Genomic DNA, 13,634 nt, shown 5'->3' with positions numbered 1-13,634 from the left:
GCTTGGCGCCGAAACGTAGCTGATGAGCGTTTCGGCGTTTTCCCTATTGTTTCTATCAAAGGTTCCTATACAAGGAGGATCGCCCACACTATGGCGAACTACACCGCTGCAGACGTAAAAAAGCTTCGTGACATGACCGGCTCCGGCATGATGGACTGCAAGAAGGCGTTGGCAGAAAACGACGGAGACTTCGACAAGGCCGTTGAGACCCTGCGTATTCAGGGCGCCAAGGACGTCGGCAAGCGCGCAGACCGCGATGCTTCCGAAGGCCTGATCGCTGTTTCCGGCAACACCATGGTCGAAGTTAACTGCGAAACTGACTTCGTTGCTAAGAACCAGGACTTCATTAACTTCGCCCAGAAGATCGCCGACGCCGCCGCTTCCGCAAAGGCTAACTCCCAGGAAGAACTGGTTGCAGTCGAGGTTGACGGCAGCACCGCTGGCGATTTGATCCAGGAGCAGTCCGCCAAGATCGGCGAGAAGCTGGAACTGAAGCGCGCCGCCACCGTAGACAGCGACAAAGTGGCTATCTACCTGCACAAGCGCTCCGGCGACCTGCCACCATCAGTGGGTGTCATGGTTTCCTACGAATCCGATGCTGACAACGCTGATAACGTCGCCCGCGCTGCCGCCATGCAGGTTGCTGCATTGAAGGCCAAGTACCTGACTCGCGAGGACGTTCCTTCCGAGATCGTCGAGAAGGAAAAGGCTATCGCTGAGCAGATCACTCGCGAAGAAGGCAAGCCAGAAAAGGCCATCCCGAAGATTGTCGAAGGTCGCCTGAATGGCTTCTACAAGGACGTCGTTCTTTTGGAACAGCCATCCTTGGAAGACAACAAGAAGACTGTCGCTCAGGTAACTGAAGAAGCAGGCGTGAAGCTGACCGGTTTCCGTCGTTTCGAGGTTGGTCAGGCATAAACCCTGATGCAGGCGCCTTGCGCACTGCTTACCCGGTAAACCCTCGCCATTACGGCGAGGGTTTTGCTGTATCTGGGGTAGCGGGCCTAAGTCCTGATTGTGGGGTTGCGTACATACCTTGTGGGGAGGATTGTGTGCCGAGCCAGGGCTCTAATTGCTAGGCTAGTGAGCCGAGAAGGTAGCATGGAAGCTATTGTCTGCACAGCCAAGGAGAGAACAACGGTGACTGACACCGAGAGTGCCCAAAGAACCCGCTATAAACGCGTCATGTTGAAACTCGGCGGAGAAATGTTTGGCGGTGGAACCGTCGGCATTGACCCGGATGTGGTCGAAAACGTGGCCCGCCAAATTGCCGAGGTAGCAAAAACCGGCGCGGAAATCGCCGTCGTTATCGGTGGTGGCAACTTCTTCCGAGGCGCTGAGCTATCCCAGCGCGGAATGGATCGGGCCCGCTCGGACTACATGGGCATGCTCGGTACAGTCATGAACTCATTGGCGCTGCAGGACTTCCTGAAGCAACTGGGCGTGGACTGCCGTGTGCAAACCTCTATCAACATGGCCCAAATCGCAGAGCCTTATCTGCCATTGCGTGCCGACCGGCACTTGGAAAAGGGACGCGTGGTCATTTTTGGCGCGGGCATGGGAATGCCGTATTTCTCTACGGATACCACTGCGGCTCAGCGCGCCCTGGAAATTGGGGCAGAGGTGCTGTTTTTGGCCAAGGGGGTCGATGGAGTCTATTCCGATGATCCACGGTATAACCCAGATGCTGAACTCTACGCAGAAATTACCCCACGGGAAGTCATCGAAAAGGGCCTGAAGGTTGCTGATGCCACGGCCTTTAGCCTGTGCATGGATAATGACATGCCAATTTTGGTGTTCAATCTGTTGACTGAGGGCAATATCGCCCGCGCGGTAGCCGGGGAACGTATTGGCACCCTGGTAACCTCACAGGAAAGCTAGAAACAGCTGGATAGCCGGACACACTAGTTCGGCTGCAGATCTGCATTACTCGATTACATACAGGATTTATTCATGATTGATGATATTTTGCTGGAAGCAGAAGAGCGCATGGCCGCCTCTGTTGAGCACACCCGTGAAGACCTCACCACCATTCGCACCGGCCGGGCGAACCCATCGATGTTTAACGGCCTGGTCGCGGAATACTACGGTGCCCCGACACCTATTACCCAGATGGCGACGGTCTCGGTACCTGAACCACGCATGTTGCTGATCAAGCCTTATGAGCAGTCGATGATCGGTGAGATTGAAAACGCAATCCGCAACTCTGATCTCGGCGTGAACCCAACGAACGACGGCCAAGTGCTGCGCGTGACTATCCCGCAGCTTACTGAGGAACGTCGTAAAGACATGGTAAAACTTGCTCGTTCCAAAGGCGAAGACGGCAAGATTGCTATCCGTAACGTTCGCCGGAAAGCCATGGAGCAGTTGAAGAAGCTGCAAAAAGATGGCGAAAGTGGCGAAGACGAAGTCAAGGCGGCAGAAGCCGAGATGGAAAAAGTGACCGGGAAGTACGTCGATTCCATCGATGACGTCGTCGGCAACAAAGAATCCGAATTGATGGAAGTCTAAATTCTTTTCATCATTTTGCCAACGTCGCACTGTGAGTGTGGTTAACTCGCAGTGCGACGTCTTTCTACAACCAGTATTAGCGCTGCCACGAACACGGTGCATGCGTGCATGCCAGGTACGCGGTCACTCAGCGAACACTGTCACTAAGAATTCCAGACACGGGCCTTAAGGAGGGGTATGAAGGAATCGAAACCCGGTTGGTCACTGCGTGGCCACCTCCCATACCCAAAAAACGATGCCGGCCGTGATCTTCGCGTAGCAATCGGTGTTGGTGTGTTGCTGGGCGCGCTGGTTATTGGCGCGCTGTTGATTGGCCCGGTCGCGTGGTATCCGGTTGTTTCTATCGGCGTGGCCGTGGCTATGTGGGAAGTGCTCTCACGCTTGCGGGAAAACTCCTACAGCCTGCCGTTTTATCAAATGATCATCATGGGCCAAGCCATGGTGTGGCTGTCGTGGCCATTTGACATCACGGGCTTGGTTGCGGCGTTTGTTGCATCCGTTTTGGTTTTGATGTTCGGCAGGCTATTTCATAATGGCAGGCACGCTGCCCCGCAGAATTATTTGCGTGATATGTCCGTTGGCGTATTCGTGCTGATGTGGATCCCATTGTTCGCCTCGTTTGGCGCGATGCTGTCGCATCTGAGTACTCCATGGGCATCGGGTAGTGCCTCGATCGCGACCTTTATGTTATGTGTCGTGGCCTCCGATGTTGGTGGTTATGCCGCTGGCGTCATGTTTGGTGCCCACCCCATGGCGCCTGCGGTGAGTCCGAAGAAATCCTGGGAAGGTTTTGCGGGCTCAGTGTTGTTTGGCATGATCACTGGGGCGCTGAGTGTACATTTCTTGCTGCATGATGATTGGCGCATCGGCCTCGTGCTGGGCGTGGGGTTAGTAATTTGCGCCAGCCTGGGCGATCTTGTGGAGTCGCAATTTAAACGTGAATTTGGCATCAAAGACATGTCAGCAATTCTTCCTGGCCACGGTGGACTCATGGACCGTATTGACGGCATGCTGCCCGCGGCCATGGCTACGTGGTTGCTGATTAATACGCTGGTGGAATATAGCGCTTAGCGATTTGTCCATACGCTTCGAACAAGGCAGTATGGCAGTCATGCCACAACCAGTTAAACTCGATTTTTCCTCCCCAAAGCGGGGCCTTCCGCCAAAGCATTTTGCGGACTTGAGTGAACAGCAACGCATCGACGCGTTAGCCGAGCTGGGGCTACCAAAATTCCGTGCCAATCAGATTGCGCGCCACTATTACGAGCGCTATGAAGCCGATCCGACGACGATGACGGATTTACCTGCCGACGCCCGGGACAAAGTCGCAGATGCTCTATTTCCACAGCTGATGACACACCTGTATTCCAAAGAAACCGACGACGGCCATACCTCGAAGTCGTTGTGGCGTCTGCATGATGGAACCTTGTTGGAATCGGTAGTGATGCGCTATCCGAACCGCGCTACCCTGTGCATTTCTTCGCAGGCTGGGTGTGGCATGAACTGTCCATTTTGCGCGACTGGCCAAGGCGGGTTGGACCGTAACCTCTCAGTCGCAGAGATGACAGAGCAGGTGCGTCATGCAGCGAAAACTCTTGCCGACGAAGGCTCGCGCCTGTCGAATATCGTGTTTATGGGCATGGGTGAGCCACTGGCAAACTACAAGCGCGTGAAGGACACCGTCGCCCAGATTATTGCCCCCGGTCCGAAGGGATTCGGTATTTCTGCTCGTAACGTGACAGTCTCCACGGTGGGACTGGCACCAGCTATCCGCAAGCTTGCCGACGAGCAGATGAACGTTACCCTGGCGGTTTCTTTGCATACGCCGGATGACGAATTCCGCGATACCTTGGTGCCCGTGAATAACCGTTGGTCGGTAGAAGAAGTGCTGGATGCCGCGAAGTACTACGTGGAAAAGACCTCACGCCGTGTTTCTATTGAATATGCTTTGATCCGCGATAAGAATGATCAGGATTGGCGTGCGGATCTCCTCGGAGAGAAGCTGTGGAAAGCCTTGGGCACCAAGGTGCATGTGAACTTGATCCCGCTGAACCCAACCCCAGGCTCAGAATGGGATGCCTCGCCGAAAGACCGACAAGACGAGTTCGTCCGTCGCGTTTCGCAGTGGGTACCGTGCACCGTTCGTGATACCAAGGGGCAAGAGATCGCGGCAGCTTGTGGTCAGCTGGCTGCAGAGGAAGAAGCTGACCGAAAAATGGAAGCCGAAGCCAGGGTCTAACTCGGGAACGTATTTTGGGTTCGAGATAGCTCCACGTACAACAATAGCCACCCCGAAACCGGGGTGGCTATTAGTTTGATGCGGAATGAGTAACCGCGGTGGTGATTAGCCCTCGATAGATTCGTTGCGCTGGCCGGCACGCAACTGAGCAACACGCGCTGGGTCGATGTTCATCGAGCGCAGCTGCGAATCGGTAAGCTCAGCGTAGACACCGGTGAGGGTAGCCTGCTGGTAAGCCCATTCTGGTTCTTTGTGGTTTTCGCCCTTGTTGCGACCGGTCAGGGTGCGTACCTGAGAAAGCTTTGGTTCAAACAGGTGGATGAGCAAGCCAAGTGCAATCAGAATTGCGAAAATAAACAGGTAGATGGTCTCGACGTGACCCTCGTGGTTACCGAAGTTCAACCCCAAGAGCCACAGGACGGAAATCCAGCCAGTCACCTGGATGGTGGTGCGCTTTACGGCGCTGTAACCCCAGGCCGCCGAGGGAACATCGAGGGTAGATACACCGTTATGTACCTGCGGTGCGGGTTCGTGGGAAGCCACAGCGGATACTCCTTCACATCAACGTCAGTTAAACCTGTGTCCGGCGCACCACCAGAACAAACCTGCTTGCTCCCGACAACGGTGTGAGTTGACGGGACCATGGTGTCTATTGTGGTGGCAAGTGCCGAACTTGAAACATAGCTGTCTTTATTCTTGCATACCGACGGATATAAAGCGATTAAGGCATCGAGGCGATAAAGTAGCGGGCGTGATTGGTGCAGAACACAAACAGCAGACGGTAGCTCCGGAAACCGACCACAAGCGCACTGTCGTCGTGGTGGGCTCGACCGGGTCGATCGGCACCCAGGCCTTAGAAGTTATCGCCGATAACCCGGATAAGTTTGAGTTAGTTGGGCTCGCCGCGGGTGGCTCGCGGCCGGAGTTGCTGTGTCAGCAGGCACGACATTTCGCGATTTCAGCGGAATTTCTCGCCGTCGCCGATAAAGCCGCAGCGCAGAAGATCTCGCAAGAATTCGGCGAAAATATTGCGAGCGGTCCGGATGCAGCGGCTACGCTGTGTGCGGCTGCCCACGCAGATGTCGTACTCAACGCGATGGACGGTTCGCGCGGGTTGCCGGTCACGCTTGCTGCGCTGAGCGCAGGCTCGACACTGGCGCTGGCGAATAAAGAATCCCTCGTTGCTGGTGGACGTTGGGTATTAGAACAAGCAGCAGAGGGCCAGATTGTTCCGGTTGATTCTGAGCATTCTGCTATGGCGCAGGCTCTGCGTTCTGGGCGTCGGCAAGAGCTTTCGCGGTTGGTGCTTACTGCCTCCGGGGGCCCGTTTCGCGGATGGGACCGCGAACGTATGTGGGATGTCACTCCGCAGCAAGCCGCAGCGCACCCGACATGGTCGATGGGGCAGATGAATACGCTCAATTCCGCGACTTTGGTTAATAAAGGCCTTGAGCTGATCGAAGCCAGCTATCTATTTGATTTTCCCGCCAGCAACATTGACGTGGTGGTGCATCCGCAGTCGATCGTGCACTCAGCGGCGACGTTTTGCGATGGCTCTACGCTTGCGCAGGCCTCGCCGCCGTCGATGAAGCTTCCGATCGCATTGGCATTGGCGTGGCCGAACCGCCTCCCGCATGCGCAGCCGCCGATCAACTGGCAAGACGCACAGTCGTGGGAATTTCTGCCGGTGGATAACGATGCTTTTCCCGCCCTGGATTTAGCCCGCACTGCGCTTGCTACCGACGGTCTACCCGCAGTGTTTAACGCTGCCAATGAGGAAGCCGCTACCGCATTCTTGCGGGGCCAGCTCCGTTTCCCACAGATTGTTGATGTCGTCGGCACTGTGATGGAGACCCTCGCACAGCAACCGGGGCCGCTTGCTCACAGCCTCGACGATATTTATGAGCTGGAAAAAGCCGCCCGCCGCGTTGCCGGGGAACACATCACACGCGCGCACCGCCTGTCCTAGTGCGTAGTTAAGGTAGAGTTTTCGCGATGGCTTTTATTCTTGGCATTTTCCTGTTTGCCCTGGGCATTGCGTCCACGATCGCACTGCATGAGGCCGGGCATATGGTTTCGGCGCGGGCATTTGGTATGCGCGTGCGTCGCTTTTATGTGGGCTTCGGCCCGTCCGTACTGTCGTTTACCAAAGGGCATACCCGGTATGGGCTAGCTGCGCTTCCACTTGGTGGCTTTTGTGACATTGCTGGTATGACCGCGATGGACGAGATGACGGAGGAGGAAAAGCCGCATGCCATGTACTCCAAGCCGGCATGGCAGCGTATTGCGGTGTTGGCGGCGGGCCCATTCGTCAATGTTGTGCTCGGGTTGCTGATCTTGTTCTTTGTCGCGGCGAGTGCTGGGTTGCCAGATCCGCATGCCGACGTCCGGGCGAAGGTAGGCGAGGTGACGTGTTCTGCGGATCAAAAGGCGCCCATCCAGGCGGATGCGCCTGCTGAATTAGAAGACTGTACGGGCCACGGCGCCGGTGGAGAAGCCGGAGTAGTCGCTGGAGACATTATTACCGGACTTAACGGCGAACAGCTGGATAATTTCATGCAGTTCCGCGATGAGGTCCAGGACCGGCCGGGCGAGACCGTCACGCTGGATATCGAACGTGATGGCCAACAGTTGCAATTGGACGTTGAGCTGGACTCTGTGGTGCGTTACGACGCCGACGGCCAGCCACAGACTGTCGGCTCGGTTGGCCTGACCAACGCACCGCTGGATGTGCATCGTGAATACAACGTTATTGAGGCGATACCGGCGAGTCTCGATTATTCCTGGTACATGCTGAAAGCCACGGTGGACGGCATTATTGCTTTCCCAAGTAAGATCCCCGCGGTTGCGGCTTCCATTTTTGGTGCAGAGCGAGAACAAGATGGCCCGATGAGCGTGGTGGGTGCCTCGCGTGCGGGCGGTGAACTCGTCGAACGCGAGCTGTGGCCGATGTTCTGGATGATGCTAGCGACGCTGAATTTTTTCCTCGCGCTGTTTAACATGATCCCGCTGCCGCCTTTCGACGGCGGGCACATCGCGGTGGTGCTGTGGGAAAAGCTGCGCAACCTTGTCCGTCGACTGCGTGGCCAAGAACCAGGTGGCCCGGCGAATTATGAAAAATTGCTGCCGTTGACCTACGGCATGGCGGCATTACTACTGACTGTCGGTGTGATCGTCATTATTGCCGATCTGGTCAATCCCATCATGCTGTTTTAGCAGTGTGTAGTAGTTGCTGGCAGTGTTAGAATATTGCCAGCACGTTCGCAATTTGCAAGGAGAATACATGCCAACTCCGATTGGACTCGGAATGCCGGAAGGTCCGCCGCCAACGCTGGCTCCGCGGCGTAAGACGCGTCAGCTTATGGTCGGTGATGTGGGAGTCGGATCGGATTATCCGGTTTCAGTACAGTCGATGACGACGACTAAAACCCATGATATTAACGCAACGTTGCAGCAGATTGCCCAGCTGACTGCTACCGGCTGCGATATCGTCCGGGTTGCGTGCCCGAAGCCTATCGATGCTGAGGCACTACCGGCGATCGCGAAAAAGTCGCCGATTCCGGTGATTGCGGACATCCACTTCCAACCGAAGTACATTTTCCAGGCCATTGATGCCGGGTGTGCCGCGGTACGCGTGAACCCCGGCAATATCAAGGAGTTCGATGGCCGGGTGAAAGAAGTTGCCAAGGCGGCTGGCGATGCGGGAATTCCCATCCGCATCGGCGTCAACGGCGGCTCGCTAGACAAACGCTTGCTGGAAAAATATGGCAAGGCAACCCCGGAAGCCTTGGTGGAATCCGCGATCTGGGAGGCCTCCCTGTTCGAAGAACACGGCTTCGGTGACATTGCTATTTCGGTCAAGCATTCCGATCCAGTGCTGATGGTGGAGGCATATCGACAGCTGGCCGCCAAGACGGATTACCCGCTGCACTTGGGCGTGACAGAAGCTGGTCCGTTGATGATGGGCACCATTAAGTCTTCGGTAGCTTTCGGTGCACTGCTTTCGCAAGGAATTGGCGATACCATCCGCGTGTCGTTGTCAGCTGATCCGGTAGAAGAAATCAAAGTTGGCGAGCAAATCCTGCAGGCGATGAACCTGAAGGAACGCAAGCTGGAGATCGTTTCTTGCCCTTCGTGTGGTCGCGCCCAGGTGGATGTGTACAAGTTGGCCGAAGAAGTCACCGAAGGCCTCGACGGCTTGGAATTCCCGTTACGCGTTGCTGTGATGGGATGCGTCGTCAATGGCCCTGGTGAAGCTCGCGATGCTGATCTTGGCGTGGCATCGGGTAACGGTAAGGGACAGATTTTTGTGAAGGGGCAGGTCGTGAAGACCGTCCCCGAATCACAGATTGTCGAGACTCTGATTGAACAGGCGAATATCATCGCTGAGGAGCAGGGCTTGGAAGCACAAGAAGGCGCTAAGGCGGACGTGCGCGTCACTTCCTAAAATCATGACGTTGTCGTGTTAGTCTTTTCGTCATGAAAAAGACGGTTGCGCTGCTGGTTTCCGCTGTCATTGGCGGTTCTACGCTGGCGGCGTGCACCCCAAAGCCGGCCTCTGCAGACCCGGTCGCCCAAGATTTCTTGGATGCCATGGCCGAACGGGATGCGGAGGCTTTATCTGATGTTGTGGACAACCCACAGGACATCACGAAAGCAATCGACGATACTTTCACGGGATTACAGGCAGAAGGCCTCACCGCCACTCTGGACGACGTCGACGTCAATGATTCGATAGCCACGGTGCGTTATTCCATGCATTGGGATCTCCCGCGCGATCGCGAGTTGGTCTATGACACTGAGATGACGTTGACGAAGGCGTCTGATGAGTGGACTGTGCGCTATAAGCCGACGATCATTCACCCGGATCTCGGGGCTAATCAACACCTGGAATTGCGTGCGGTCGAAGCAGCTCGTGCCAGCGTGGTGTCCTCGGATGGGGTAGAGCTCTTGTCGCCAGGAGTTTCGCACCGGTTGTTGGTCGATACTGCCCAGTTGGATGATCCCCGCGCGGCTGCAGCGCGTATCGCTAGTGCGGTCAATGCTGCCAGTCACAGGGATACAGCGATTTCTCCACTGGATGCTGCTGAGCTGGCATCGTCATTGGAAGGCATTGATGGGATTTATTCGGTTGGTATGTATTCAGCCGATGAAGGCCCGGCGATTGCCGAGGACCTTGCAGGCGTGCCCGGGGTCCGCCTGAACGAGGAACCGGCGATGGTTCCGGTGGAAAAAGACTTTGCGCCGGATATTATGTCGCGAGTGACCCGGATCGTCGGCGATGATCTGGAAGGAGCTAACGGCTGGAAAGTGAGCGTGGTCAATCCCCAGGGGGCTGCGCTGTCCGACGTGAGTGTGCATGATGCAGACCCGGCCCCGGCGCTGAAAGTAGCGATCGATTACAACGTACAACGGGCAGCACAAGATGCCGTTGCCATGCGGGAAGATAAACAAACCATGTTGGTGGCGATGCGTCCGTCGACGGGGGAAATTCTCGCGGTCGCACAAACCCCGGAAGCAGATAAAGACGGCGATATTGCCCTCAATGGGCATTATCCACCCGGATCGGTATTCAAAATCATTACCGCGGCAGCTGGAATTGAGCACCAGGATGTTAATCCGGGAACGTATGTCGGCTGTCCGGGAACGATGAATATCCAAGGCCGCACCGTGATTAACTACAACCAATTCTCGCTGGGTACCGTTCCGCTACAGCGCGCATTCGCTGCGTCGTGTAACACCACGTTTGCCGAAATGTCGACGAACCTTGCGCCAGGTGAACTGGAACAGACCGGCAAAAAATTTGGCCTCGGGATTGACTATGAGATTCCCGGATTAGTGACCATCACCGGGGAAATCCCGGAAGGCGAAACCGCGTTTGAACGCACCGAAGCTGGTTACGGCCAGGGCCTGGATCTGGCCAGCCCATTTGGTTTTGCTCTAGTCTCGGCGACAGTGGCTGCAGGTCACCGCCCCGTGCCGACGTTGATCGAAGGTCATGAGACAACACCGAGTGAAGACGTCCCAGGTCCGTCCCCGGAAGCTATTGAAGGTTTGCGCTCGATGATGCGGGAAGTTGTCGCCTCGGGTACCGCTGCGGGTATGCAAGCCGGAGGCACGATCCACGGCAAAACCGGTGAGGCGGAGTACTCCGGGGGATCCCACGCGTGGTTTACCGGTTTCCGAGACGACGATATCGCTTTTGCCACGCTGGTCGTCGACGGTGGTGGCTCGACCACGGCGGTAAATGTTTCTGATCGTTTCTTCCAACGCCTCGATGAACTGCGCGCCGGCGCAGGTACGCCCGCTGGTACAGCCGATGGAGGATAGTTGGTTTCGGTTTTAGGGCCACGTAAATCACAGACTTGTGTGATCCGCGTTATGCTTGATTCATGCCTGACAGTGAATCTATAGATAGACCGGTAACTTCCACCAATCCGCAATCAGCTGCGGCCGCTGACAACGCCCCGGCATTGGACAAAACGTTCAAGCCGTCCTGGGTCTTCGCCATGGCGCTGGGCTCTGCGATTGGTTGGGGCGCTTTCATTTTGCCCTTCGATTGGATGAGTGAGGGAGGCCTGTACGGTACGCTGCTGGGCTTTCTCATTGGTGGTTTCGCCATCCTTGTCGTCGCTTTTAGCTATGGATTCGTGGTGCGGGCACTGCCGGTCACCGGCGGTGGCGTAGCCTTTGCTCTGGCCTCGTTGGGCCGAATACATGCGTTTATTGCCGGTTGGGCGCTGACACTCGGCTACGCGGGTATCGTTGCGCTGAATGCTTCGGCGATCACGTTGGTCTTCCGCGTGACGCTGCCGGATCTTTTTATGCGCAATAAGCTCTATGAGGTTGCTGGCTGGGATATTTATTTGCCAGAAGTGCTGATTGCGTCGCTATTTATCGTCGTTTTCGGGTTTTTGAACTACCGCGGAGCGTCGATTTCTGGCCGTTTCCAGTTCTACGCTGTGGTGCTGATTATCGTCAGTGTTGCCATAATTTTTGTGTCCATGGTGATTTATTACTTCACCAACGACATCACCATGGCACCTGGCTATCCGACCGATACCTCGCCGGTTGCCGCAATTGCAGTGATTGTTGCTTTCGCCCCTTGGGCCTATGTCGGTTTCGATAGCGTGCCACAGTTGGCCGGCGAATTTAATTTTTCACCCCGTAAAGCTTTGGGGTTGCTGATCTGGGGTGTTTCGATTGCGACGTTGATCTACATGACGATGATGATCGCCACGTCAATCGCAGTAGCCGATGGGCACGCTAACTATGCAGACGACGCCTGGCCACCGGCTGCTGCTATCAGCGACGTCATGGGTCCGGTGGGGTTGATCCTCATGGTGATTGCCGTCAGCGCCGGAGTTTTGACTGGACTTAATGGTTTCTATACCGCGACCTCGCGCGTGTTGTTCACCATGGGCAAAGCACAGATGTTGCCGAGTCAGGTCTCTCATATCCACCCGAAACACAACACGCCGGTCATCGCAATTGTGGTGACGGCATTGCTGTGTCTGATTAGCCCGTGGTTTGGTCGCGCCGCACTGAACTGGGTCGTGGATATGACCAGCGTGGGTATCACCATCGCGTATTTCTATGCTTGCTACTGCGCGTATAAGATCGCTCGTGATGGCAAACTCCGATCGGTCCAGCTAGAAACTGGGAGCAATCCAGTACAGAAGTGGATTAGCCTCGCGGGCTGCATCCTGTCGTTGGGCTTCATGGCCTTGTTGCTGGTTCCGGGCTCGCCAGGCATGCTGAGTACCGAATCGTTCTACGCGCTGGTCGCGTGGGTAATTCTTGGGCTCGGTTTCTTCTGGATGCGTTCAAAGGTCTACCTCTCGCAAGATGAAGACGAACTGAAAAAGGTCGTGCTGCAGTAAACGGTGATTTCTTCAGCGTGGTTGCAGTTGCCGCTGCGTTTGTCTCTGTCTTCGCCATTGCCTTCCAGCGCCAGGCGTCGACAAGCACCCACGACCTCATCATCCTGGTGTAGGTATTACCATGGGGAGCCATGACTCAACGTGGAAAGCTCTCCCCAGGAAAACAAACTCCAATACGTACGGTCCCGGACCATATCGAACGTCCGGAATACGTATGGAAGGACACCGTCCAAGAAAATATCGGTGAGCCGTTCATCCAGAAGCCAGAAACCATCGAGGCTATGCGGGAATCCTGCGAAATCGCCGCGAACGCGCTCGAAGTCGCAGGCCGCGCCGTCGCCCCGGGGGTTACCACCGACGAACTCGACCGTATTGCGCATGAATACATGTGTGACCACGGCGCTTATCCGTCGCCATTGGGGTACATGGGCTTCCCGAAATCTTGCTGCACCTCTCTCAACGAGATCGTCTGCCACGGCATTCCGGACTCTACCGTGATCCAGGAAGGCGATATCGTCAACATCGACGTCACCGCATACAAAAACGGTGTCCACGGTGACACCAACCGCACCTTTTTGGCGGGGGAAGTCTCCGAAGAACACCGTCTGTTGGTTGAGCGCACCGAAGAATCACTGATGCGCGCAATCAAGGTGGCAAAGCCGGGTAGGGAAGTCAACGTTATTGGACGCGTTATCGAATCGTATGCCAACCGTTTTGGTTACAACGTGGTGCGCGATTTCACTGGCCACGGTGTCGGCCCGACTTTCCACAACGGTTTGGTCATCTTGCACTACGATTCTGATCACTACCGCGATGTCCTCGAACCAGGCATGACCCTGACTATCGAGCCAATGATCAACCTCGGATCACTGGATTATGACGTCTGGGACGACGATTGGACCATCCAAAACTCGGACGGCAAATTCACCGCCCAGTTCGAGCACACCATCGTCATCACTGACGATGGTAATGAGATTCTGACGAATCCGACTATCTAAGGC

At 55.8% G+C, this 13,634-nt stretch carries 12 protein-coding genes; 11 read left to right on the top strand and 1 reads right to left on the bottom strand.

Features of this window, described 5'->3' with window-relative positions; genetic code table 11:
- The first annotated feature begins 90 nt into the window (after positions 1 to 90).
- The 5 genes from tsf (at position 91) to rlmN (ending at position 4,750) form a co-directional block, all read left to right on the top strand.
- Complete coding sequence (gene tsf, locus B142_RS0101485; RefSeq protein WP_018119769.1) at positions 91 to 918, top strand: translation elongation factor Ts; 828 nt, start codon at positions 91 to 93, stop codon at positions 916 to 918.
- Between the two features lie 267 nt (positions 919 to 1,185).
- Complete coding sequence (gene pyrH, locus B142_RS0101480) at positions 1,186 to 1,881, top strand: UMP kinase (RefSeq protein ID WP_049148525.1); 696 nt, start codon at positions 1,186 to 1,188, stop codon at positions 1,879 to 1,881.
- Between the two features lie 72 nt (positions 1,882 to 1,953).
- Positions 1,954 to 2,511, top strand: a complete 558-nt coding sequence (frr, locus tag B142_RS0101475; protein WP_018119767.1) for a ribosome recycling factor — start codon at positions 1,954 to 1,956, stop codon at positions 2,509 to 2,511.
- A 177-nt stretch (positions 2,512 to 2,688) separates the two neighbouring features.
- Positions 2,689 to 3,582: a phosphatidate cytidylyltransferase gene (locus tag B142_RS0101470; protein WP_018119766.1), complete on the top strand. Its 894-nt coding sequence runs from the start codon at positions 2,689 to 2,691 to the stop codon at positions 3,580 to 3,582.
- Positions 3,583 to 3,622: 40 nt separating this feature from the next.
- Positions 3,623 to 4,750, top strand: a complete 1,128-nt coding sequence (gene rlmN, locus B142_RS0101465; protein ID WP_026167741.1) for a dual-specificity RNA methyltransferase RlmN — start codon at positions 3,623 to 3,625, stop codon at positions 4,748 to 4,750.
- 105 nt (positions 4,751 to 4,855) lie between these two features.
- Here the strand turns inward: rlmN and B142_RS0101460 are convergent, their stop codons facing one another.
- Positions 4,856 to 5,293 (bottom strand): DUF2631 domain-containing protein, encoded by a 438-nt coding sequence (locus B142_RS0101460; RefSeq protein WP_018119764.1) that lies wholly within the window; start codon positions 5,291 to 5,293, stop codon positions 4,856 to 4,858.
- A gap of 208 nt (positions 5,294 to 5,501) precedes the next feature.
- On the opposite strand from B142_RS0101460, the gene dxr reads away from it, so the two are divergent.
- The 6 genes from dxr to map all read left to right on the top strand — a co-directional run bounded on the left by dxr (position 5,502) and on the right by map (position 13,631).
- A complete protein-coding gene (gene dxr / locus B142_RS0101455; protein WP_018119763.1) occupies positions 5,502 to 6,719 on the top strand; it encodes a 1-deoxy-D-xylulose-5-phosphate reductoisomerase in 1,218 nt (405 codons plus the stop codon).
- 26 nt (positions 6,720 to 6,745) lie between these two features.
- A complete protein-coding gene (locus B142_RS0101450; protein WP_018119762.1) occupies positions 6,746 to 7,966 on the top strand; it encodes a M50 family metallopeptidase in 1,221 nt (406 codons plus the stop codon).
- Between the two features lie 67 nt (positions 7,967 to 8,033).
- A complete protein-coding gene (gene ispG, locus B142_RS0101445) occupies positions 8,034 to 9,197 on the top strand; it encodes a flavodoxin-dependent (E)-4-hydroxy-3-methylbut-2-enyl-diphosphate synthase (protein ID WP_018119761.1) in 1,164 nt (387 codons plus the stop codon).
- A 32-nt stretch (positions 9,198 to 9,229) separates the two neighbouring features.
- Positions 9,230 to 11,080 carry a penicillin-binding transpeptidase domain-containing protein gene (locus tag B142_RS0101440; RefSeq protein WP_018119760.1) on the top strand — a complete coding sequence of 617 codons (1,851 nt, stop codon included), beginning with the start codon at positions 9,230 to 9,232 and terminating at the stop codon, positions 11,078 to 11,080.
- A gap of 62 nt (positions 11,081 to 11,142) precedes the next feature.
- On the top strand, positions 11,143 to 12,633 hold the full coding sequence (locus B142_RS0101435) for an APC family permease (protein WP_018119759.1): 1,491 nt from the start codon (positions 11,143 to 11,145) through the stop codon (positions 12,631 to 12,633).
- A gap of 131 nt (positions 12,634 to 12,764) precedes the next feature.
- On the top strand, positions 12,765 to 13,631 hold the full coding sequence (map, locus tag B142_RS0101425) for a type I methionyl aminopeptidase (protein ID WP_018119757.1): 867 nt from the start codon (positions 12,765 to 12,767) through the stop codon (positions 13,629 to 13,631).
- Positions 13,632 to 13,634 lie beyond the last annotated feature (3 nt).

It is taken from the genome of Corynebacterium propinquum DSM 44285, from assembly GCF_000375525.1.
In the GTDB taxonomy this organism is placed as follows: domain Bacteria; phylum Actinomycetota; class Actinomycetes; order Mycobacteriales; family Mycobacteriaceae; genus Corynebacterium; species Corynebacterium propinquum.
Note: the sequence above shows the minus strand (reverse complement) of the source record. Positions and strands in the feature narration are given on the sequence as shown.